At 73.1% G+C, this 20,700-nt stretch carries 20 protein-coding genes; 12 read left to right on the plus strand and 8 right to left on the minus strand.

The genetic code is table 11. The annotated features are described in order from the left end of the window. Positions 1-125 precede the first annotated feature (125 nt). The 5 genes from FED44_RS31245 (at position 126) to mgrA (ending at position 3,920) form a co-directional block, all read left to right on the plus strand. On the plus strand, positions 126-428 hold the full coding sequence (locus tag FED44_RS31245; protein ID WP_244302431.1) for a hypothetical protein: 303 nt from the start codon (positions 126-128) through the stop codon (positions 426-428). A gap of 255 nt (positions 429-683) precedes the next feature. Continuing rightward, positions 684-1,316 (plus strand): hypothetical protein, encoded by a 633-nt coding sequence (locus FED44_RS31250; RefSeq protein WP_138462917.1) that lies wholly within the window; start codon positions 684-686, stop codon positions 1,314-1,316. 29 nt (positions 1,317-1,345) lie between these two features. Next, positions 1,346-1,972 (plus strand): alpha-ketoglutarate-dependent dioxygenase AlkB, encoded by a 627-nt coding sequence (locus FED44_RS31255; RefSeq protein ID WP_117408481.1) that lies wholly within the window; start codon positions 1,346-1,348, stop codon positions 1,970-1,972. A 58-nt stretch (positions 1,973-2,030) separates the two neighbouring features. Continuing rightward, positions 2,031-2,807: an aminotransferase class IV gene (locus tag FED44_RS31260; protein ID WP_208759274.1), complete on the plus strand. Its 777-nt coding sequence runs from the start codon at positions 2,031-2,033 to the stop codon at positions 2,805-2,807. Between the two features lie 108 nt (positions 2,808-2,915). Then, positions 2,916-3,920: an L-glyceraldehyde 3-phosphate reductase gene (mgrA, locus tag FED44_RS31265; RefSeq protein WP_138462919.1), complete on the plus strand. Its 1,005-nt coding sequence runs from the start codon at positions 2,916-2,918 to the stop codon at positions 3,918-3,920. A gap of 1 nt (position 3,921) precedes the next feature. Here mgrA and FED44_RS31270 read toward each other — a convergent pair whose 3' ends face one another. The 3 genes from FED44_RS31270 to FED44_RS31280 are packed head-to-tail and all read right to left on the minus strand — an operon-like array spanning position 3,922 to position 7,905. After that, positions 3,922-4,785, minus strand: a complete 864-nt coding sequence (locus FED44_RS31270) for an NAD(+)/NADH kinase (protein WP_182875462.1) — start codon at positions 4,783-4,785, stop codon at positions 3,922-3,924. Between the two features lie 31 nt (positions 4,786-4,816). Continuing rightward, entirely contained in the window at positions 4,817-6,250 is a 1,434-nt protein-coding gene (locus FED44_RS31275) for an ATP-binding protein (protein WP_138462920.1), read from the minus strand. Further along, positions 6,247-7,905: an NAD(P)/FAD-dependent oxidoreductase gene (locus FED44_RS31280; protein WP_117408485.1), complete on the minus strand. Its 1,659-nt coding sequence runs from the start codon at positions 7,903-7,905 to the stop codon at positions 6,247-6,249. Before FED44_RS31280 ends, FED44_RS31275 begins: the two co-directional genes overlap by 4 nt. 135 nt (positions 7,906-8,040) lie before the next feature. Between FED44_RS31280 and FED44_RS31285 the strand changes: the two genes are divergently transcribed. Next, positions 8,041-8,706, plus strand: a complete 666-nt coding sequence (locus FED44_RS31285) for a CBS domain-containing protein (RefSeq protein ID WP_117408486.1) — start codon at positions 8,041-8,043, stop codon at positions 8,704-8,706. Here FED44_RS31285 and FED44_RS31290 read toward each other — a convergent pair. Both FED44_RS31290 and FED44_RS31295 read right to left on the minus strand, forming a co-directional pair. Beyond that, positions 8,693-9,697: a zinc-dependent alcohol dehydrogenase family protein gene (locus FED44_RS31290; protein WP_138462921.1), complete on the minus strand. Its 1,005-nt coding sequence runs from the start codon at positions 9,695-9,697 to the stop codon at positions 8,693-8,695. The genes FED44_RS31285 and FED44_RS31290 overlap by 14 nt on opposite strands. Positions 9,698-9,699: 2 nt before the next feature. Next, on the minus strand, positions 9,700-10,125 hold the full coding sequence (locus FED44_RS31295; protein WP_117408488.1) for a pyridoxamine 5'-phosphate oxidase family protein: 426 nt from the start codon (positions 10,123-10,125) through the stop codon (positions 9,700-9,702). A 311-nt stretch (positions 10,126-10,436) separates the two neighbouring features. Here FED44_RS31295 and FED44_RS31300 point away from each other — a divergent pair, with 311 nt between their 5' ends. Beyond that, on the plus strand, positions 10,437-10,841 hold the full coding sequence (locus tag FED44_RS31300; RefSeq protein WP_117408489.1) for a VOC family protein: 405 nt from the start codon (positions 10,437-10,439) through the stop codon (positions 10,839-10,841). A gap of 95 nt (positions 10,842-10,936) precedes the next feature. Further along, positions 10,937-12,304, plus strand: a complete 1,368-nt coding sequence (locus FED44_RS31305) for a lanthionine synthetase LanC family protein (RefSeq protein WP_138462922.1) — start codon at positions 10,937-10,939, stop codon at positions 12,302-12,304. Between the two features lie 59 nt (positions 12,305-12,363). On the opposite strand, the gene FED44_RS31310 is transcribed toward FED44_RS31305, so the two are convergent. Further along, the gene (locus FED44_RS31310) at positions 12,364-13,248 is read right to left on the minus strand and encodes a fructosamine kinase family protein (RefSeq protein WP_138462923.1); all 885 of its coding nucleotides are present in this window, start codon (positions 13,246-13,248) and stop codon (positions 12,364-12,366) included. A 346-nt stretch (positions 13,249-13,594) separates the two neighbouring features. Here FED44_RS31310 and FED44_RS31315 point away from each other — a divergent pair, with 346 nt between their 5' ends. Continuing rightward, positions 13,595-14,569, plus strand: a complete 975-nt coding sequence (locus FED44_RS31315; RefSeq protein WP_396698246.1) for a hypothetical protein — start codon at positions 13,595-13,597, stop codon at positions 14,567-14,569. A gap of 21 nt (positions 14,570-14,590) precedes the next feature. Here the strand turns inward: FED44_RS31315 and secA2 are convergent, their stop codons facing one another. Beyond that, positions 14,591-16,858, minus strand: coding sequence for an accessory Sec system translocase SecA2 (secA2, locus tag FED44_RS31320; RefSeq protein ID WP_244302433.1), 2,268 nt, complete (start codon positions 16,856-16,858; stop codon positions 14,591-14,593). A 126-nt stretch (positions 16,859-16,984) separates the two neighbouring features. On the opposite strand from secA2, the gene FED44_RS31325 reads away from it, so the two are divergent. The 3 genes from FED44_RS31325 to FED44_RS31335 all read left to right on the plus strand — a co-directional run bounded on the left by FED44_RS31325 (position 16,985) and on the right by FED44_RS31335 (position 19,462). Further along, the gene (locus FED44_RS31325; RefSeq protein ID WP_111699286.1) at positions 16,985-17,341 is read left to right on the plus strand and encodes a VOC family protein; all 357 of its coding nucleotides are present in this window, start codon (positions 16,985-16,987) and stop codon (positions 17,339-17,341) included. Between the two features lie 128 nt (positions 17,342-17,469). After that, positions 17,470-18,393 carry a peptidase S1 gene (locus tag FED44_RS31330; protein ID WP_111699285.1) on the plus strand — a complete coding sequence of 308 codons (924 nt, stop codon included), beginning with the start codon at positions 17,470-17,472 and terminating at the stop codon, positions 18,391-18,393. A gap of 175 nt (positions 18,394-18,568) precedes the next feature. Continuing rightward, a complete protein-coding gene (locus tag FED44_RS31335) occupies positions 18,569-19,462 on the plus strand; it encodes a DMT family transporter (protein ID WP_138462925.1) in 894 nt (297 codons plus the stop codon). Positions 19,463-19,490: 28 nt separating this feature from the next. On the opposite strand, the gene FED44_RS31340 is transcribed toward FED44_RS31335, so the two are convergent. After that, positions 19,491-20,663 carry an FAD-dependent monooxygenase gene (locus FED44_RS31340; protein ID WP_138462926.1) on the minus strand — a complete coding sequence of 391 codons (1,173 nt, stop codon included), beginning with the start codon at positions 20,661-20,663 and terminating at the stop codon, positions 19,491-19,493. Between the last annotated feature and the right edge of the window lie 37 nt (positions 20,664-20,700).

Genomic DNA, 20,700 nt, shown 5'->3' on the forward strand with positions numbered 1-20,700 from the left:
ATGACCGCTTCTCGCGCGACCACATGCACGCAGCGTCGGCGTGACACGCTGACACTACGGGAGTTTCCGTGTTCGCGTGGCTACTGGCTGTGATTGGACGTCTCCTGGCTGATACCGCCGCCGTCGTGGACGCGCTTGACTTGGCCCACTTCCGCGAGCAGCCGTTGGAGATGGGTGACATGACCACGTTGGAGGACATCGCGCGAGTCCACACCGGCTGGATCATCTGGCGGTCGGACGTCGGCCGCTGGTGGGCCACCAGGCGCGGGGCGGTCGACCTGGAGGCCATCCGGAGGGGGTGCGCGATGACGCTCGACGCCGACGACCCCGACGGGCTCGCCGCCGCCCTGACCGCTCAGGAGGAGTTGACCGCCGAGATCGTCGCCGATCTCGCCCCGGTCGTCGCGGACTCCACCACCGCCGGATAACCCGGAGCGCGGTCAGCGGCCGTCGTGCCGTCAGGCGAGGAGATCGGACCGAAGGACCTCCGCCTGGAGGATGTGTTCGATCTCCTTCTCGTCCGCATTGTGTCCCGTCTGCCGCCGCAGTTCCTTTCAGGTGACAGACCTGCCACACCTGTCCGTTTGAGAGCGTGGGACTGTGTTGACATCGCCATTCCTAAGAGAGAGCATTGCTCTCGAAACGGAGCGATGTCCCAACCCTGCTCGCCGATGGAGCCCCCCATGAACGCCGTCCTGCCCGCCCGTGCCCGGTTGACCGGGCTGTCCTTTCTCGTGGCCGGAGTCCTGTTCCTCCTCTATCCGCTGGTCCGGCCGTACGGGGACGAGACGGCGCTGTCCGGGGCCGCCACGATGGCGTCGCCCGCCTGGGTCGCGGCGCACCTGTTCGCGATGGTCGGGTTCGTCCTGCTCGCGCTGGGGACTCTCGGCCTCTACCTGGTGCTGGACCGCCCCCTCGCCCTGCGGGCGACGGTGGTGACCTGGATCGGCGCCGGGCTGACCCTGCCGTACTACGGCGCGGAGGACTTCGGGCTGAACGTCGTCGGAGCGCGGGCGGTGCGGGACGGCGACGTCTCGCTGCTGGCGCTGGTCGACGAGTTCCGCTTCGGCCCGGTGGCGATCGCGATGTTCGCGTCCGGGCTCGCGCTGCTCGGCGTCGGCGCCGTCCTGGCCGCGGTCTCCGCCGGGCGCTCGAAGGTGCTGCCCCGGTGGAGCGGCGCTCCGCTGGCCGCGGGGATGGCGCTGTTCATCCCCCAGTTCTTCGGGTCGCCGGCGGTGCGAGTCGCCCACGGCCTGCTGCTCGCGATCGGCGGTGTCTGGCTCGCGGTCGCCCTGTGGCGGGCGAGCCGATCATGATCGAATGGTTGTTCTAATACAATGGACTCATGACGGCTTTTCAGGCCTCACTGCTGGACTGGGGCGAGGATGTTCACATGGGGCCGCTCGGCGCCTCGGTGCGGCGCACTCCGCTGGAGCGCGGCGCCTGGGTCGACGTCCGGCGGCACTGGGTCCAGGGCGCCGACGCGCTCTTCGAGCGGCTGCGCGACGGGGTGCCGTGGCACGCGGAGCGCGTCCACATGTACGACAGGGTCGTGGACGTCCCCCGGCTGCTGAAGTTCTACGACGAGGGCGAGGAGCTTCCCGACCCGGTGCTGGCCGAGGCCAGGGACCTGCTCAACGCCCACTACGAGAAGGAACTCGGCGAGCGGTTCGTCACGGCGGGCATGTGCCTCTACCGCGACGGCCGGGACAGCGTCGCCTGGCACGGCGACACGATCGGGCGGGGGAGCGTGGAGGACACGATGGTCGCGATCCTGTCGTTCGGCACGCCGCGCCCGCTGCTGCTGCGCCCGCGCGGCGGGGGCACGGCGCTGCGTCACGAGTTGGGCCACGGCGACCTCATCGTCATGGGAGGAAGCTGCCAGCGCACCTGGGAGCACGCGGTCCCGAAGTCGTCCACGGTGACCGGCGCCCGGATCAGCGTGCAGTTCCGCCCCCGGGGCGTCCGCTGACGGAGCGCCCGCGGGTGCCCTTCTTCCCCGTCGGCGGCGGCCCTGTAGCGTGGAGATCGTGTTCCTCCGGGTCGAGATCGACGGCCGCCCACCCACGGCCGAGGCGCTATGGCATCCCGCACTCGTCAACTACGGCCACTTCACCGCCCTGCAGGTCAGGAACGGCCGCGCCCAGGGGCTCGGCCTGCACCTCGCCCGGCTCGACGCCGCCAACCGGGAGCTGTTCGGCGCCGGACTCGACGGCGACCTGGTGCGCGAGCGCGTCCGGCACGCTCTCGCCGGCGACGCGCGCGACGCCTCCGTGCGGATGATGGCCTTCTGGCCGGAGGGCCGGGACGCGGTGAGCCTCCTCGTGGCCGTGCTGCCGCCCGCGCCCCCGCCGTCCGGGCCGCAGAGCCTGAAGCCGGTGCCGTACGAGCGGCCCGTCGCGCACGTCAAGCACCTCGGCGGGTTCGGGCAGCTCTACCACCGGAAGATCGCCGAGCGTGAGGGCTTCGACGACGTCCTGCTCACCGGTCCGGACGGCACCGTCGCCGAGGGCGGCGTCACCAACGTGGGCTTCTTCGACGGCTCGTCGGTCGTGTGGCCCGACGCGCCCAGCCTCAGCGGCGTCACCATGCAACTCCTGGAGGCCCGCCTCCCGGCCGCCGGGATCGGGTCGCGGCGCGGGCCGGTGCGGCTGGCCGGCCTGCCGTCGTACCGGTCGGCCTTCGTGGCCAACTCCCGCGGCGTCGCACCCGTCGGGCGGATCGGCGACGTCACGCTCCCCGTGGACGACGACTTCACCCGGACGCTGGTCGAGGTCTACGAGTCGGTTCCCTGGGACCCGATCTGAGGGCGGGCGGCCCCAAGGTGGGCGGCCGTCGACACGTGCGGTTTCCTGGTAGTCCTTGGAAGGCGCCGGTGAAGGACCGGTCCCGGCCGCACGAGCGAAAGGTCACGGATGATCCCGCACCCCTACGTCCCCGCCCCCGCCCGGTACGACGACATGCGGTACCGGCGCAGCGGAAGGAGCGGCGTGCTGCTTCCCGAGATCTCCCTCGGACTGTGGCACAACTTCGGCGACGGCCACGCGTTCGACGTGCAGCGCGCCGTCCTGCGCCGCGCCTTCGACCTCGGCGTCACCCACTTCGACCTGGCCAACAACTACGGCCCGCCGTACGGCTCGGCGGAGGAGAACTTCGGCCGCCACCTGCGGGCGGACTTCCGGCCCTACCGCGACGAGCTGTTCGTCTCGACCAAGGCGGGCTACGACATGTGGCCGGGCCCGTACGGCGAGTGGGGGTCGCGCAAGTATCTGCTGGCGAGTCTCGACCGGTCGCTGAGCCGGATGGGCCTCGACTACGTCGACGTGTTCTACTCCCACCGCCCCGACCCGGACACTCCGATCGAGGAGACGATGGGCGCCCTCGACACGGCGGTGCGCTCCGGCAAGGCGCTCTACGTGGGCATCTCGAACTACTCCGCGGAGGAGACCGAGAGGGCGGCCGCGGTGCTGCGCGACCTGGGCACCCCGCTCCTGATCCACCAGCCGCGTTACTCGATGCTCGACCGCTGGGCGGAGGACGGGCTGCTCGACGTCCTCGAGCGGTCCGGGGCCGGCTGCATCGCCTACTCGCCACTGGCGCAGGGCCTGCTGACCGAGCGCTACCTCGACGGCGAGGTGCCGGCGGACTCGCGGATGGCGATCGGCCACTTCCTCACGCGTGACCGGCTCACGCCCGGGCTGCTGGACACCCTGCGCGGCCTCGACAAGATCGCCCAGGCGCGTGGCCAGTCGCTCGCGCAGCTCGCGCTGACGTGGATCCTGCGCGACCGGCGGGTCACGTCCGTGCTGGTCGGGGCGAGCTCGGTGGAGCAGTTCGAGCAGAACGCCGCCGCGCTGGCCGCGCCGCCGCTCAGCCCGGAGGAGCTGGCCGACATCGAGAACCTGCTGCGCGCCGCCTGACCTAGTCGACCTCGGCGCTGCCGTTCACCCGCAGCTTGCGGCGGGCCCGCTCGTAGAAGGTCGTCGTCCCGAGCCGCACCACGCGGGCCGCGGCGCGCAGCGCCGTCACGGTGAGCCGGTCGCCCGGGCACAGGTGGCCGCCGATGGCGCCGTCGACCTCCATCGCGAGCTGTCCGCTCGTCGGGAGCACGTCGAGCGTCACCTCCTCGTCGGCGGACAGCACGAGCGCCCGGTTGAACGCCGTGTGCGCGGCGGCCGGGACGACGATGAAGCCCTCGACGGTGGGGGAGACGATCGGGCCGCCGGCCGAGAAGCTGTACGCCGTCGACCCGGTGGCGGTGGAGACGATCACCGCGTCGGCGGCGTACCGGACGAACGGCTCGCCGTAGACCGAGACGGCCACGGCGGCGAGCCCGTCGCCGGGGATGCGGACGAGCGCGATGTCGTTGAAGGCGGTCACCGTCCGGCCGTCATGGGTGGTCGCCCGGACCGCCATGCGCGGCTCCACCGTGTACCTGTGCTCGTCGATCGCCGACAGCGCGGGCGCGAGGTCCGCGACGTCGATCTCGGCGAGGAAGCCGAGCCGGCCCAGGTTGACGCCGAGGACGGGCGTCGGCCGCCCGGCGATCAGGCGCATGGTGCGCAGCATCGTGCCGTCGCCGCCGAGGCTGACCAGCAGGTCGGCCTGCCGCACCAGCGTCTGGTCGTCCACCGCGACCGCGCTGCAGTCGATGCGCCCGACCTCGTCGGGCAGGCCCAGCACCGGGCAGCCCCGGTTGCGCGCCCACTCGACGATGGTGTCGATCGCCTCCTTCGAGTCGCGCTCGGGGTGCAGAACGAGACCGACGGTGCTGACCATGCCCATGCCCCTCACTGTACGGGGCATCGGGCACGACCTAACGCGCGTCGTCGCGGGGGGCCTGGGTGATGGGGAGGACGACCCGGAACCGGGTGTCCCCGGGCGTGGACTCCACCCGGATGTCTCCGTGGTGCTTGTTCACGACGATCCGATACGAGATGTCCAGGCCAAGGCCGGTGCCCTCGCCGACGGGCTTGGTGGTGAAGAACGGCTCGAAGATGCGGGGCCGGACCTCCGGCGGGATGCCGGGCCCGGTGTCGCCGATCTCCGTGATGAGGTGCCCGTCCTTCCGCCAGGTGCGGATGGTGAGCGTGCCCTCGCCGTTCATCGCGCAGAGCGCGTTGTCGATGAGGTTCGTCCACACCTGGTTCAGCTCCGCCGCGTACGCCGGGATCGGCGGCAGCGACCGGTCGTACTCCTTGACCGTGCGCACGCCCCGCGGGATCTTGCCGTGGAGCATGGTCAGCGTGGCGTCGAGCAGGTCGTGCACGTCGACGGTCTGGTACGGGGCCCGGTCGAGCTGGGAGTACTGCTTCGCCGCGCCGACCAGGCTGGAGATCCGGTTCACCGCGTCGTCGATCTCGCCCATCAGCAGCTCGGTGTCGATGGTGTAGGTGAGCCACCGCACCGCCGGCTCCAGGTTCTCCTCGCCCACCGCGCCGGCGATCTGGCCGAGCCACTCCACGTCGAGGCCCCCGGCCACCAGCGTGGCCGCGAGGTCCCAGCCGCCGACGATGTCGTGGTCGTCCAGCCAGTCGGCGATGGCGTCCTCGGCGTCGGACCGCGCCAGCGGGGACAGCTCGGGGGCGGACGCGGCGCGCTTGACCGCGTCCTCCTGGAGCTCCACGAGATCGTGCAGCTGGCTGCCGTCCAGCCGCCCGTCGGCGATCATGGCGAGCTTCTGCCGCATGCCCGCCACCCGCCCGCGCAGCGCGGACGTGGCCCGCACGGCGGCGGCGGCCGGGTTGTTCAGCTCGTGCGTGAGCCCGGCCGACAGCGAGCCGAGCGCGAGCAGCCGCTCCCGCTCGCCCACGACCGTCTGGGTGGCGCGCATGCCGATGAACAGCCCCTCAAGCAGGTGCATCGCCATCGGGAACCACTCGCGCACGCACTCGGCGATCACCTCGGCGGGCAGCACGAAGAACTCGGCGTCGGTGACCGCGCGCAGCGAGTTGAGGTAGAGCTGGTGCGGCTCCCCGGTGATGTACGACTGGGTGGCGCCGCCGTACACGCCGCGCTGGCCGGTGCGGCTCACCTCGACCTCGTCGCCCTGCACCCGCCTGCTCATCGCGACGGTGCCGCTGAGCAGTACGAAGAAGCAGGTGGCGGGCTCGCCCTCGCCGTAGACGAGAGTGCCGGCGGCGCGGGTCTCCACCCGGCCCTCCGCCGACAGGGCGGCGAGCTGGCCGTCGTCCAGCGACTCGAAGAGGAACAGGGTGCGCAGCTCGTGCGGCGGCAGCGTCTCGGTCATCGGCCCTCCAGGTAGCGGTGGACGAGCGAGACCGCCATCGCGCCCTCGCCCACGGCCGAGGCGACGCGCTTGACCGATCCGGCCCGCACGTCGCCGGCCGCGAAGACGCCCGGCATGCTCGACTCCAGGTGGTAGGGGTCTCTGGACGGCGCCCACCCGGCCGGGCGGCTTCCGTCGGCGAGCAGGTCGGAGCCGGTCAGCACGTATCCGTTCCCGTCGCGGGCCACCACGTCGCCGAGCCAGTCGGTGCGCGGCTCGGCGCCGATGAAGACGAAGAGCCACGACGTCGGCACGGTGGCGACCCGGCCGGACCGCCGGTCGCACAGGGTCAGCCGCTCCAGGTGGTCGCGTCCCTCGCCCCCCACGACCTCGGTGTTCGGGTGGACCTCGATGTTCGCGATCCCCTCGATCTGGTCGATCAGGTAGCGCGACATCGACCGGGTGAGGTCGTCGCCCCGGATGAGGATGTGCACCTTCCGGGCGAAGCGGGAGAAGTACACCGCCCCCTGGCCCGCCGAGTTGGCCCCGCCGACGATGTAGATCTCCTCGCCGGAGCAGTTCGGGGCCTCGATGGCGGCCGAGCCGTAGAAGACGCCGCGGCCGGTCAGATCGGCGAGGCCGGGCGCGTTCAGGAGGCGGTACGACACGCCCGTGGCCAGCACGACCGTGTGCGCCGCGACGGCCGTGTCGTCGGAGAACCGCAGCAGCGTGACCGGGTCCTGCCGTTCGAGGCCGACGACCTCGCGGGTGGTGAGCATCTCGGCGTTGAACTTCTGGGCCTGCCTGCGGGCGCGGTCGGTGAGCTGGGCGCCCGAGACGCCGTCTGGGAAGCCCAGGTAGTTCTCGATCCGGCTGCTCTGCCCCGCCTGGCCGCCGGTCGCCCGCTGCTCGACCAGCAGGGTCCGCAGGCCCTCGGACGCGCCGTAGACCGCCGCGCCGAGCCCGGCCGGGCCCCCGCCGATCACGGCGAGGTCGTAGAGGTCGGAGGCGGGGGTGGTGGCCATGCCGACGTGCGCGGCGAGGTCGGTCTCCGTGGGCCGGGCCAGGGCCTTGCCGTCCGTGGTGATCACGACCGGCACGTCCGCCTCGGCCAGCCCGGCCGCGGCGAGCAGCCGTGCGCCCTCGGCCTCGTCGGCCCGGATCCAGCGGTACGGCACGAGGTTGCGGGCCAGGAAGTCGCGCACCGCGAACGACCGCGCCGACCAGCGGTGCCCGACGACCTTGGTCTCCGGCATCGTCACGGCGGGGGTGGCGAGCCACGCCTCCAGCAGCGCGTCCAGCACCGGGTAGAGCTTCTCCTCGGGCGGGTTCCACGGCTTGAGCAGGTAGTGGTCGAGATCCACGATGTTGATCGCGTTTATGGCCGCGTCCGTGTCGGCGTACGCGGTGAGTAGCACACGGCGGGCCAGCGGGAAGACGTCCATGGCGGCCTCGAGGAACTCGATGCCGTTCATCCCGGGCATCCGGTAGTCGGCCAGGAGCACGGCGACCTGCTCGCCGCGCAGCTTGATCTCCCGCAGCGCCTCCAGCGCGGTGGACCCGGACTCCGCCCGGATCACGCGGTAGCGGTCGCCGTACCGGCGGCGTAGGTCGCGCGCCACCGAACGCGAGACAGAGGGATCGTCGTCGACGGTGAGGATCGCGGCGTTCTGCACGTCTCCACGGTACTGGCGATAAACATGATCCGGTCCGCCCCCGGAGGGCCATAGGTCCCATGCCGGGGGGACGTTCGTCGGTCGCCGTACGGGTGGGTATGACGAAGTCTGAGGAGGGACGGGGAGGAAGATGCGATGCCCATGACCGTCCGGGACGTCATGAACAGGTTCGTGGTCGCGGTCGAGGCGGACGCCTCGTTCGGCGAGGTGGTGACCGCGATGTGCCGGTTCCACGTCGGAGCGGTCCCCGTGGTGGACGGCGAGCGGCGGGTGCTGGGCATGGTCAGCGAGGACGACCTGCTGCTGAAGGACATGGACCGGCGGATGGGCGACCTGCTCTTCGAGGGGCCCACGCGTCACCGGGAGCGGAGGAAGGCGGCGGGCCGGCTGGTGCGCGATCTCATGAGCACTCCCGCGATCACGGTCACCGAGGACACCCCGGTGCGGCAGGCGGCCTGGCTCATGCACCGGAACCGGATCAAGGATCTTCCGGTGGTGGACGAGCAGACCGGGCGCATCACCGGGCTGGTCCGCAAATCCGACCTGATCAGGGTGTTCTGCCGCTCCGCGGAGGACATCCGCGACGACGTCCTCGAGGTGATCGGGCCCTGCTCGGGGCGGTGCTCCCTCCGGGTCGAGGACGGGATCGTCTACCTGGAGGGCAGTGTGGAGCGGCGTTCCCAGCTCAGGACGCTGCTGGAGGACATCTGGCGGGTGGACGGCGTGGTGGACGTCGACTCCGACGTCTCGTACGAAAACGACGACCTGGGCCGGGTGGTCCCGCCCGTCACCCGTCCATGATCAGTACGGCGGCTCCCTCCACCCGGTCGGCGGCGAGGTCGGCCAGCGCCCGGTCGGCGGCCGAGAAGGAGTAGGGCGTGGTCGTGACCTGAGGGTGGTGGAGGGAAGCCAGCCGGAGGAACTCCCGGCCGTCGGCGCGGGTGTTGGCCGTGACGCTGCGCAGCGCGCGCTCCTGGAACAGATGACGCTGGTAGTTCAGCACCGGGATGTCGGTCAGGTGGATCCCGGCGACCGCGAGCGTCCCGCCCCGGTCGAGCGCGGCGAGGGCGACCGGCACGAGGTCGCCCACCGGGGCGAACAGGATGGCCGCGTCGAGGGGCTCCGGCGGCGGGTCGGCGCTGCCCCCGGCGGAGGCCGCGCCCAGCCGGAGCGCGAGTTCCCGGGCCGCCGCCGACCTCGTCATCACGTGCACGGTCGCGCCCTCGGCGATCGCGATCTGCGCGGTCAGGTGCGCCGAGGCGCCGAAGCCGTAGATCCCGAGCCGGCCACCCGGCGGCAGATCGGCGCGGACCAGCGCGCGGTATCCGATGATCCCCGCGCACAGCAGCGGCGCCAGCGTCTCGGCCGGAGCGTCCTCCGGCAACGGGTAGACGTACGCGGCGGGGGCGGTCAGCAGTTCGGCGTAGCCGCCGTCGGCGTCCCAGCCCGTGTAGGCGGACGCGGGACACAGGTTCTCCGCGCCTCGCAGGCAGTAGCGGCACCGGCCGCAGGTCGAGCGCAGCCACGCCACGCCCACCCGCGAACCGGGCGGCGGCCCCGCCGTGTCCGGGCCGAGGGCCGCCACCCGCCCCACCACCTCGTGCCCGGGAACCGTACGGGGCCGCCTCGGGGGGAGATCGCCCTCGGCGAGGTGCAGGTCGGTGCGGCAGACGGCGCACACCTCGACGCGGATCAGCAGTTCCCCCGGCCCGGGCACGGGGTCCGGCAGTCCGGCCCGCTCCAGGGGCCGCGTCTCGACCGGTCCCGGGTGGGCCACGACCCAGGCGTCCACGGCTAGCCGTGCCGGATGCGCCGGCCGCTGATCTCGACCGGCTCGATCCTGATGTAGAGGGGGCGCTCGCCGCCCGCCCACGTCTCGACCTCCTTGTGCACGTCACCCGTCACGTGGTGGGCTCCGCCGCGGACGAGCACGCTCCAGCCCTCCCGCGTCCTCTCGTCGATGCGGTCGACCTCGAAGGCGACCATGAAGTCGGCCCCGTTGACGCCCGTGCGCAGGTCGGCGTCCATCGGGCCGCCGAGCGCCGTGCGGAACAGCACCGCGCCCTGCTCCACCGTGTAGTTGACCGGCAGGATCACCGGGCCGCCGGGGTGGGTGAAGGCGATCCTGCCGACGCCCCCGGGGGAGATCAGCCGCAGGCAGTCGTCGCGGTCCAGCTTCTCCAGGTGCGGCAGGCCGGCGGGTGCGGTGTTCTCAGTCATGCGTTCCTCTTCTTCACAGTCGGGTCCTACGGCCTCGTTCGGCGCGTGACCAGCGTCCCGTCCCCGGCGCCGGCGGCGGCACCGCCGTCCGTCACGTTCCGGGGGACGAAAGACCCTTGGCCGCGTCTCCTCCCTTGGCCGTCGTTTGCCGTAATCCCTCCTTTAGTCGCATGCCCCGGATGGGCACGACCGTCACGTGACTCCCGCCGGGGGAGCGCCACGGGGAGGACCCCCCGTCATCACCACAACGGGAAGGACGCCGCGATGAGGCCGTACGGACAACCACACGCCGATCACCCAGCGAGGCGCTGATGGAGGTGCTGAGCGGCCGCGTGCTCGTGCGCTCCGCCGACCGGGCCGCGAGCCGCCGCTTCTACCGGGACGTCCTGGGCCTGGCGGTGAGCCGGGAGTTCGGACCGGCCGAGGACCCCGGGGTCGTGTTCTTCCTCGGGGCCGGATTCCTGGAGGTCTCCTCGCACGGTGGCGGCGCGCGGGAGAGCCCGGCGCTGTGGCTCCAGGTCCGCGACGTCCGGCGGGAGCACGAACGGCTGGCCGGGGCGGGGGTGCGGGTGTCGCACCCGCCCCGGCTGGAACCCTGGGGCCTCGTGGAGATGTGGATCGAGGACCCCGACGGCCTGCCGATCGTGCTCGTCGAGATCCCCGAGGGACATCCGCTGCGGCGCGATCCCCGATCCTTCACCCCTCATCCCACCTGACCAGGATGAGTGTGATCCGGGTCTCACCTCGCCGTAGGCTTCTACTGGGAGACGGTAGCCTTAATTTCCTACCGGATTCGTGGGAGAATCGGGCGATGAGTACCTGGCCATGTGAGACGCCGACCACCGCCGCCGTCATGGCCGCGCGCTGGGTGAGGTCGGCGGCCGTCGACGACGCCCTCGGACGGCACTGGCTGGCCAATCCCGATCCCCGGGGCCGGTCGGCCGGCGCGGGGAACGCCTCCTCCGTGTACGCGGGGGCGGCCGGCGTCGTGCTGTTCTTCCTGGAGGCCGCCGCCGCCACCGGCGACCAGACGTATCAGGACGACGCGCTCGCGGGGGCGCGGCGGCTCGCCGCGACGTGGCGGGAGCAGCGCGATCCGACCTTCTACCACGGCCGGGCGGGGATGCTCTTCGCGATGGCCGAGACCGGCTGGGCGACCGGCGACGAGGAGGTCCACGAGGCGGCCCGCGCCGCCGCCGACGGCCTGGTGCGCGACGTCCGCCGGTTCGACGACGGCGTCGGCTGGACCGGGGACCCGGCGCTGCGCGGCGACGGGGGGATCGTGCTCGCGCTGCTGCACGCCTCGGGCCTCCTCGGGGTGTCGGCGTACGAGGAGGTGGCCGTCGAGGCGGGCGGGCGCATCGCGGCCCTCGCCGTGCCCGGCCACCGCTTCGGCGGAAAGGCCTGCCCCGACCTGCCCGTGGACGCCGTCACGCCGGGGTTCCTGTCGGGTACGGCGGGCACCGCGTTCCTGCTCGCCCGGCTGCACGGCGTGACCCGCGACGCGCGGTTCCTCGCGGCGGCCCGCCGGGGGGCCGACTTCGTCCGCACGGTCAGCGTGGTCACCGACAGGTGCGCCCGCGTCCCGCACCACCTGCCGCAGGGGCGCCGCCTCCACTACCTCGGCTTCTGCTCCGGCGCGGCCGGGGTGGCCCGGATGTTCCACGAACTGCACCGCGTCACCGGAGACCCCGGCGACCTGGACTGGGTGGAGCGCCTCGCCCACGGGATCGTGCAGAGCGGGCTGCCGGAGCACGCCCCGCCCGGCCACTGGGACGTGGCCTGCCTGTGCTGCGGCACGGCCGGGCTGCTGGAACTGTTCACCGGCCTGTACGCGGCCACCGGGCGGGAGCCGTACCTCGCCTTCGCCCGCACCCTCGCCGCCGATCTCATCGGACGCGCGGCCGGGGACGAGGAGGACGGCTTCCGCTGGTACCAGGCGTACCGCCGGCTGCGGCCGGAGGAGTTCACGGCCGACACCGGCTACATGGTGGGCGCCGCGGGGATCGGGACCGCGCTGCTGCACCTCGCCGCCACCGAGGACGCCGCCCGGGACGCCGCCTCGGCCGCGGCGGGAGGTGTGGCGCAGGGCGGCCCGCGCCGTCTGATCCTCCTGCCGGACAACCCGTTCCCGGCGATCCCGGTCCCGGCCGCCGTTCTGCGCGGGGGCGACGCCTGAGCGGCGCCCCTTGGCGGCCGGCTCCACAGATCCTTCGGGGGTCGTCTTCGGAGCTCGTCTCAGGGCCGTCGCCGGAACGGGGCGAGCGTGGCGCGCACGAGATCGGCGGCGCCCCAGTCGGGGTCGAACTGAGCGATCACGGCCAGGTGCTGGCGTAGCTGGAGGATCGGCATCCGTTCGCGCCAGTCGCGGTCGAGCCCGGTCAGCTCGGCGTACAGCTCGAAGAACACGTGCGCCTCGGGCGGCGGCGCCGTCGTCCACAGGTGGGCCAGGTCGACCTCGGCCCACGTGTACGACACGGCCGGGTCGATCAGTGCGGGCCGCCCGTCAGGGGTGGCCATGACGTTCAGCGCCCACAGGTCGCCGTGCGTCAGGCACGCGGGCCGGACGGGCAGCAGCTCGGGCAGCCGGTCGCACAGCCGCTCCAGCGCCGCTCGGTCCGCGACGTCGAGCGCCTCCCGGACGCGACGCTCGCCGAGCCAGCGCAGCAGACGGTGCTGGGCGAAGAACTCGTACCCGTCGTCGTCCCAGTTGTTGACCTGCCGGCGACGGCCCAGCCAGTTGTCCCGGTGCCACCCGAACCGGGGGTGCCGCGTGGTGGTGTGCAGGTGGGCGAGCGCATGCGCGAGCTGCTCCCAGAAGGCCCCGGTGCCCGGCCGGGGCCGCAGCACGGACAGTACGAGCAGGTCGCGGTCCGCGAGGATGATCTCGGGTGTGGCGACGCCGCCCGTCTCGCGGAGCACGGTGAGCCCCTCGGCCTCCGCGGCGAAGGCGTCGTCCGACGGCGGCTCGCCGAACGCCTTGACGAACACCGGCGTGCCGTCACCGCGGCGCGCGAGCCCCGCGATCGCGGCGAGGCCTCCGGCGGCCGGCTCGACCGCGACGACGTCGGTCAGACCGGCCGCGTGCAGGCGTTCGAGCAGGACGGAGGTCGTGTCTGTCACGGGTGTGCTCCTGTCTGGCGGTCACGCGTCATGGCATGTCAGGGCCGAGCCGGCGGCGGCTCACTCATCGGTGCCGGCTGTGCCCTCCTGTCGAGTGTGCTCGCCGTCGGCAGGTGTCGGCCTCCCGTGCGTCATGGGGGAGCGTGCCCTCCTCCCGCTCCGCCCCCCTGGGAGGAGGGCGCGTCCACATCTGACTTTGACACGCGATGGGGTGTTCGTCCAGAAAGTAAAACTTTCGTCCGCAATGTCGAGATTTGGGGTCTTCTTGGTTTAGTGTCCGGTTACCCAACCGTGACCAGTCAGGAGATCCCCCATTTCCAGCTACGCGGACCCCCATGAGCAGCACGTGACCGCCCTCTCCCTCGCGGCGGCCTCCCTCCCCGCAGACGCCGCCGAGGCGGCCGAGACCCCGGCCGTTCCCGAGGTCGGCTGTCCCACGGCCGACGGCCAGACGGTGCTCTACGCCGGCAAGACGACCGCGTCCTACTTCTGGGACGACGGATCGGGCGTCAACGGCGACACCGGAGCCCCCGCGTCGGGCGAGCCGATGCAGAAGGGCCTGGCGGCCAGCCCGAGCTGGCCCATGGGCACCAAGGGCTATGTGATCTACCAGGGCAAGAAGGCCGAGTTCTTCGTCGGCGACCGCGGCCCGGGCGTTCCCTCCAGCAGCGGGGTCATGCTCGATCTCGACGGCAAGACGTTCGCCGAGCTCACCGGCGGCACCTGGGACAGCGACTCGCTCACCGTCGAGGGCGCGGGCGGGCTCGGCCACATCCCGGTGAAGTACGTGATCACCGAGTGGGGCAAGGGGCGCGGCAAGACGGGCGCGCCCAAGCCGTTCTCCACCGGCGCGTACGGCGTGCGGGACCAGGCCGAGCCTCCGCCGCCCTGCCCGACCGCGGCCCCCGCCCCCTCCGAGGAGTCGCAGACCACCGCCTCCACGCCGGCTGCCAAGGCGGCCCCCGAAGCGGCCGCGAAGGCGGCCCCGGCGCAGCCGCTCACGCCGGCCTCTTCCGCTCCCGCCGACCAGGCCCAGGCCGCCGCTGCGGCCATGGCCCCCTTCGCCGGCGGGCAGGACGCGGCGGGCGGCGCGTCCCCGGCGGCGCCGGCGGGCGGCGCCGGGACCACACCGGCCGCCACGACCGGTACGGCGTCGGTCCAGGCCGTCACCCCCGTGTCCGCCACCGGCGACCCGTCCGGCGGCGACGACGCGGCTCCCGCCGTCTCCGCCGCGATCGTGGTGTGCGCGCTCGTCGCGGTGGGCGCGAAGGCGGTGCACAGCAGGGTCACCCGCCGGCCGAGCGGCGAAGAGGCCCAGTAGGGGCGCGCGGGAGAGGCGGGGCTACCTCCTGCGGCCCCGCAGCGCTCCCGCCACCCGGTTGAACACCCGGTCCCACTCGGAGCCGAACGGGTTGTCCTGCACCAGGTAGGTCCAGGTCGCCGTGGGCCGCTTGAGGCCCTGGTCCGCCAGATCGCGGGTGACGTCGGCCTTCTCGAAGGTCTCCCGGGAGCGCCGTTCGACCTCGTCCAGCATCGCCCGGTAGGCGGGCACGGCCTCCCGGTTGAACTCGTCCAGCGGGTTGAGCCGCCCGAGCGCGCGCAGGTGGATGCCCTCGCGCAGGTCGGACAGGAAGCCGAGGTGCTCGGTCCAGCACTGGTCGAGGTGGTACAGCACGATCTGCCGGGCCGCCCGCTCGACCGCCTCCTCGCCCGCCGTCTCGCACAGCTCGCGGTAGCGCTCCGGGCAGGCCGACTCCAGCGCCCGCGCCCCGGTGTCGCCGTTCAGCACCCGGTCGCGCTGTTCGAGCACCTCGGCCCGCTGCCGCTCCAGCAGCCGGGTGTACCGCCAGGTGTTGCGGTGGATCTCCAGGTTCACGCCCTCGGCCACCCGCTGGGCGTGCGCCACGAGCGCGTGCGCGTCGGGTTTCCGTACGGCGCCGTCGGCGTCGGCGGGCGGCAGCGACTGGTCCGGCGCGTAGACCGTCAGGAGCGGGTCCTGCCCACTGACGAAGAACACCGAGCCGCCCGGGTCGCCCTGCCGCCCGGCCCGGCCCCGGAGCTGGTCGTCCAGCCTGCTGCTGTCGTGCCTGCCGGTGCCGATGACGTAGAGCCCGCCGAGCGAGGCGACCTCGTCCTCCTCGCCGGGGTCGCCCGCGCCGAGCCGGATGTCGGTGCCGCGCCCGGCCATCTGGGTGGAGACCGTGAGGGCCCCGCGCCGTCCGGCCCGCGCGATGATCTGCGCCTCCTCGGCGTCGTTCTTCGCGTTGAGGACGGTCGCGGCGAGCCCTCTGGCCTCAAGGGCCCCGGCCAGGCGCTCGGACTCGGCGACGTCGAGCGTGCCGACGAGGATCGGCTGCCCGGTGGCGTGCCGGGTCTCGATCTCGTCCAGCAGCGCCCCCTCCTTGTCCTCCACGGTCGCGAAGATCCGGTCGGGCTCGTCCACCCGTACACAGGGGCGGTTGGGCGGGACGACCACGACGGAGAGGTCGTAGAACTCGCGGAGCTGCTCGCCCACGGCGACGGCGGTGCCGGTCATGCCGCACACGCGGGGGTAGCGGTGGATGAGACCCTGCACGGTGATCGAATCGAGGATCTCGCCCGTCTCCGACGCCTGCAGGTGCTCCTTGGCCTCCACGGCGGCCTGCAGCCCGTCCGGCCAGCGCTGCAGCGCCGCGACCCGGCCGCGCGAGGTGTTGACGAGCTCGACCTTGCCGTCCCTGACGATGTAGTCGACGTCCCGGGTGAGCAGCGTGTGCGCGTGCAGCGCGAGGTTGACCTGCGTCACCACGCCGGGGTGCTCGTAGAGGTCGACGCCGAGGGCCTTCTCGACCGTGTCGGTGCCCTTGGGGGTGAGGAAGACGGCCCGGCCCTCCTCGTCGATCGTGTAGTGGTAGCCGCGCGACAGCCGCCGTACGAGGGCCGCCATCTCGGGGAGGGCCGTCCCCGCGTCGGCCGCGCCGGCCAGCACCAGGGGCACCCGGGCCTCGTCCACCAGCACCGAGTCGGCCTCGTCGACGAGCGCGACCTCCGGGGCCGGCACGACCAGCTCGGCCGGGTCGGTGCACAGCCGGTCGCGCAGCACGTCGAAGCCGAGCTCGCTCACCGCCGCGTACGTGACGTCGCACGCGTACGCCTTCCTGCGTTCCTCCGGCGTGGAGGTCTCGGCGATCCATCCGGCCGTCAGGCCAAGCGTCTCGTACAGCGGGCCCATCCACTCGGCGTCGCGGCGGGCGAGGTAGTCGTTCACCGAGACCACGTGGACCCGGGCCCCGCGCAGCGCGTACCCGGCGGCCGCCATGGCCCCCACGAGCGTCTTGCCCTCGCCGGTGGCCATCTGCGCGACGTGGCCCTCCAGCAGCGCCAGCATGCCCGCGAGCTGCACGTCGTACGGCCGCTGGCCGAGCGCTCGGACGGCCGCCTCCCGCATCACCGCGCAGAAGTCGGCGCTGCCGACCCAGGCCGGGTCGACGAGGGCGGGGCGAAGCTCGTCGCGCCGGCCGGCCTCGGCCGCGCGCCCGGCCGCCTCCGCCGCGACCCGCTGGAAGGGGGCGAGATCGACGCTTCCCGGCTTCTCCAGGAACCGCTTGATCCATCGACCTACCCGCGTCACATCCGCTCCAACGACTCTTGGGTCCGACTGGTTCCACATGCCCGGTTCATGGTCCCACTATCTGGGAGGTGCGACAGGTGAGCGTACCTGACACTCCCTGACAGGTACGGACGGCAGCATGGCCGTATGACAACGATCGCGAAGCTCATCGCCGTGACCATCGACTGTGCCGAGCCGAAGAGGCTCGCCGACTTCTACTCCCAGATCACCGGGCTGCCGGTGCAGTATGCCGAAGAGGAGTACGCCGGCATCGGCGACGACACGACGACCATCTACTTCCAGCGGGTGCCCGAGCGGAGGGCGCCGTCCTGGCCCGGCGCGGACAAGCAGTTCCACCTGGACTTCCGGGTGCCCGACGTGGCCAAGGCCGTGGAGGAGTACGTCGCGCTCGGGGCGACCAAGCCGGAGTTCCAGCCGGGCGACTGGGTCGTGCTCGCCGACCCGGAGGGTCACCTTTTCTGCGTCTGTCCGGAGAGGTCCTGAATCGGGCACAGTGTGGCCGACTCTCCTGACGATGCAGGAAGCGTGATTACATCACGTGATCGAATCTAGTCTCTCCGTGATCGATTCCCGCGGGCAGGGGGCCCGCCCGATGCGATGCGGAGGCATTCATGACGACTCGATCAGCGGCCCGTCCCGGCCTGGTTCTCCTCGCGGCGACTCTCGCCTGCACGGCGGGCCTGCTACCGGCCGGACCGGGCACGACCGCGGCGAGCGCGCAGTCGCGGGCGGCCGTCGCCCCGCCCCGGATCGGCGTGCTCAAGGTCGGCGGCGACGCCCTGGTCAAGGAGGGCGGTCTGTCGGCGAGCTGGGTGCTGGAGCACGACGGGGTCGTCCAGATCGCGCTCGCGGGTGACCGGATCGGCGTCCTCACCGGGGACGGCAGGGCCTGGGTGAAGCAGGGGGGCCTGTCCACCAACTGGGTGCTGGAGCACGACGGCGGCGTCAAGCAGCTCGCGCTGGCCGGCGACCGGATCGGCGTCATCACGGGGGACGGCAGGGCCTGGGTGAAGGAGGGCGGTCTGTCGGCGAGCTGGGTGCTGGAGCACGACGGCGTCAAGCAGCTCGCGCTTTCGGGTGACCGCATCGGGGTGCTGACGACCGACGGCAGGGCCTGGGTGAAGGAGGGCGGTCTGTCGGCGAGCTGGGTGCTGGAGTACAACGGCGTCAAGCAGCTCGCGCTGGCCGGCGACCGCATCGGCGTGGTCCGGGCGGACGGCGTCGCGCTGGTCAAGGCGGGCGGGCTGTCCGCCACCTGGGTGACCGAGAACACGGCGGTGAAGCAGCTCGTCCTGGCCGGCGACCGCATCGGGGTCGTCCGGGGCGGCGGCGCGGCGCTGGTGAAGGAGGGGGGCCTGTCGGCCACCTGGGTGACCGAGCACGTGGACGTCCTCGAACTCGCGCTCGCGGGCAAGCGGATCGGCGTGCTCAGGGTCACCGGCGAGGCCCTGGTCAAGGAGGGCGGGTTGTCCGACGCCTGGGTGACCGAGAACGCCGGGGTCGTCGGCATCGCCCTGTCCAGCGGCACCGACTGATCGGACACCGCGGGTCCCGGGATCCTCGGGTCCCGGGAGCCGCGTGTTCGACGTGGGGAGTGGGCCCGGGAAGGTCCTGAGAGCCGCGGGTTCCCGTGGCGCGGACCCACTCCCCCTAAACTTGCGTGGTGATTTCTGGACACACCGCCGGCTCCCGGCACCCCGGCCGGCGCCCATGATCTGGGCGGGAGTGGCGATCGCCCTCGTCGGGGCGCTCGGGTACGCGCTGGGCGCGGCGCTGCAGCAGTTCGAAGCCGTGCGCGACGGGGCCACGCTCGCGCTCGTGCGCAGGCCCCGCTGGCTGATCGGCGGGGTGATCGGCTTCGCCGGCGCGTCCCTGCACGCCGTGGCGCTCAGCGTGGCCCCGCTCGTCGTCGTCCAGCCGGTGAGCGTGGCGACGCTGGTCTTCGCGGTGCCGCTCGCCGCCACGCTGCACGGCAGGCGCCCCCGGCGGGCCGAGATCGCCGGGTCGATCGCGGTGGCGGTGGGACTGCTCGGCCTGATGCTGCTGGTCCCGGCGCACAACGTGACCCCCGTGCTGTCGGACGGAGGTGCCCTCGCGCTGATCGGCTGCGTCGCCCTGGTCGCCGCCGTCACCTTCGGCGCCGCGCGCCTGCTGCGGGGGCCGCTCAAGGCGCTGCTGATGTCGGTCGGCGCCGGAGCGGTGACCGCGACCGTGTCCACGTTCGTCCGGGTCGTCGGCGGCGGGCTCAACGGAGACCTCGGCCGGCTGCTCCACTGGTTCACCCTGGCCATCCCGGTGCTGCTGGTCTGCGCCATCGTGCTGCTGCAGAAGTCGTACGCCGTCGGCTACTTCGGGATCGCCTACGCCGGAGTCCAGGTCGTCGATCCCCTCACGTCGGTGACGGCCGGGGCCGTGCTGCTGGGCGAGTCGCTGCCCACCGGGCCCGAAAAGGTGGTGCCCGCGCTGCTGGCCGCCGCCCTGCTGATCGCGGGTACGGTCACCCTGGGCCGCCTGGCCCCCGACCACTCCAAGCCCGCTGTAGTACGCGGCGAGCCCGGCCCGCGCGAGGAGCCGGTGAACGCGGCGACGCCCGAGGCGGCCTGACCCCTCGGCCGCCCGGTGTCGGCGGCGCTCAGGCCGGCCAGCGGAAGACGTCGTCGAACTGGCGCACCGCGACGGCGGGCCCGAGCATGCCCGCCGCGCGCAGCGCGCCGTCGCGCAGGGCGACCGCCAGCGGGTCGCGCCAGCCGCTGAGCCGCCCGACCAGCCGCGACCGCCGCACGATCGGCGTCGTACGGGCCAGCCGCTCCCGGCTGTACGCGGCGAGCCCCGCCGCGAGGTCCGCGGCCGGCTCTGCGGCGGGGCCGCCGCCCGGTGAGACGTGCCGGGCGAGCACGACGGCGTCCTCGATCGCCTGGCAGGCGCCCTGCCCGAGGTTGGGCGTCATGGGATGCGCCGCGTCGCCCAGCAGCGCGATCCGCCCGGAGTGGAGCGCGGGCAGCGGGGTGTCGAGGGAGTAGATGTCGTGGCGCAGCACCGCGCCGGGCTCGGCGGCGGCCAGCAGCGCGGGGATCGGGTCGTGCCAGCGGCCGAACAGGCGGATCAGCTCGTCCTTCTCGCTCTCCGCGCGCAGGCCGGCGGGGACCGGCGCGGTGGCGTAGCAGTAGACCTGGCCGCCCGCCAGCGGCATCACCCCGAACACCAGGCCCGCCCCCCAGGTCTCCGACGCGCCGACCGGTCCGGGGAAGGGGACGAGCGCCCGCCAGCTCGTCACGCCCGCGTAACCGGGCTCAGGGTGGCCGGGGAACAGCGCCGCGCGGGTCCGCGACCGGATGCCGTCCGCCGCCACGACGAGATCGGCCTGAATCGTCTCCGTGCCGCCCGCCGGGGTGGCGAGGGTGACCAGGCCCGTCCGGGGGTCGGCCGACTCGGCCCTTGTGCCCAGGCGCAGGGCGCCTCGCGGCAGGCACGCGGCCAGGATGCCGACCAGCGCCGACCGGGTGAGCAGCACGATCGAGTCGCCGTACCGCGCGGCGGCGTCCTCGGCGGTGGTCCGCGACAGCCAGCGGCCGGACGGCCGCCGGAGGCCCGCCTCGCCCTGGATCGCCGAGAGCTTCCTGACCTCGTCCCCGAGGCCGATCATGTCGAGGGCCCGCAGCGCGTTGGGCGCGACCGCGAGGCCCGCGCCGACCGGCTCGATCGAGGCCGCCTGTTCCAGCACGGTCACCTGCCAGCCGTTCCGCGCCAGGGCCAGCGCCGCCGTCAGCCCGCCGATGCCCGCCCCGGCCACCACCGCGTGTGCCATGCCCGGCCTCCTTCACTACAGGTGTAGTCATACGCTA

Origin of the sequence: Microbispora triticiradicis (genome assembly GCF_005864065.1) — a bacterium.
Classification (GTDB): Bacteria; Actinomycetota; Actinomycetes; order Streptosporangiales; family Streptosporangiaceae; genus Microbispora; species Microbispora triticiradicis.